Consider the following 1,318-nt stretch of genomic DNA (forward strand, 5'->3'; position numbering starts at 1 on the left):
GACCGGCCCCGGCTCGGCGGGGGGACCGGGAACGAATTATGGGGGAACCGGCGGGAGTGCCCCCGTTTCGGGAATCCGCCCGCCGGGGGTGACACGCCGTCGCAGGGGACCCTGCGTTCGTCCGTTCGGGTGAGGCCCCTCGAATCCCGGGTGTTCGGGGACCGGCACGCGGAACACGCGGCTCCGGCCGGCCGAAGCCGCCCCACCGGGAGGGAAATCGTTCCCGGGTGGACTGTTTCCCCGGCCCCTCCCCGTCCTACGCTGGATGGGTGGCCGGGCGTTCAGAGCCTCCGGAGGGGACCCCGACGGGATTCTCCGGGGAGGACGAGGAGTGGCGATCGACCGTCTTCGACGAGTCGTTCGTCCGCGCTGCCCGCATCGAGGAGTTCTCCGCCCAACGGCGGCTGGAGGAGGAGACCTCCCCGGTCCGCAACCGCTTCGCCCCGGCCCGGGAGTCCCGGTGGGGGACCGGGCTGCCCGCGCAGGGCATCGTGCTGGGGCTGATCGTCCTCACCGCGCTCGCCGTCGCCCTGCTGCTCGGCACCAACTCCCCCTACAACGGGACCGTCGAGCACACCGCCTCGCCCTGGACCGTGGTGGTGCCGCTGGTCCCCGGCGGTGAGGTCCCCGGCGGCACGGCCGAGGAACTGACCGGGGAGGGACCGGTCGCCGGGTTGGGAGTCGGGGCCGCCGGTCTGGAGGTGCCCGAGGCGCGCCGCACCGAGGAGTTCGGCCGGGAACAGGTCGCGCAGGCACTCGCCCTGGCGAAGGAGTACGCGGTGGCCGCCGCGCTCACCCCCGAGGTGCTGACCGGCGCCACCGTGCTGCCGGTACGGGGCCTGCTGCGGCCCGAACAGCAGCGTCAGCTCGACCGAAGTCTGGCCGGTGGGGAGGAGGGGCCGGCCGTCACCGGCTGGTTGATCCGTTTCGACCCCTCGGTGGTCGGCCTGGTGGACCCCCGGGTGCGCACCGGCGGCACCTTCACGGTGCGGGAGGTCGGCGCGGGCCGGGCGTTGGAGGTCTCGGTGGCGCTCGTCGCCGCCTACACGGTGCGGCCGGCGGAGGCCGACGCCGACGACCCCGCCTCGCTCTTCCTCGTGCAGCAACGGCTGCGGATGGAGTTCACCGAGCGGGATCTGCGCGAGCGCCGGGTGGTCCTGGTGGGGTCGCAGGTCGCCGCCGGGCCGGCCGACTGCGCCGTGGATCCCTCCCGGGAGCTGCGCCCGCTCTTCGCCGGTGAGCGGCCCTCCGGGGAGCCCGGTGACGGGGAGGTGCCGGAAGGCGCCGAGGGGGAGAACCCGGCCGGGGAGGACGGGGA

The 1,318-nt window shown here is 75.0% G+C and carries 1 protein-coding gene; it reads left to right on the top strand.

Annotated elements, in window-relative coordinates; genetic code table 11:
* Positions 1 to 269: 269 nt before the first annotated feature.
* A partial coding sequence (locus tag FNQ90_RS23525; RefSeq protein ID WP_182608191.1) for an SCO2583 family membrane protein occupies positions 270 to 1,318 on the top strand: 1,049 nt, incomplete at its 3' end.

The organism is Streptomyces alkaliphilus (genome assembly GCF_014141535.1).
GTDB lineage: Bacteria > Actinomycetota > Actinomycetes > Streptomycetales > Streptomycetaceae > Streptomyces > Streptomyces alkaliphilus.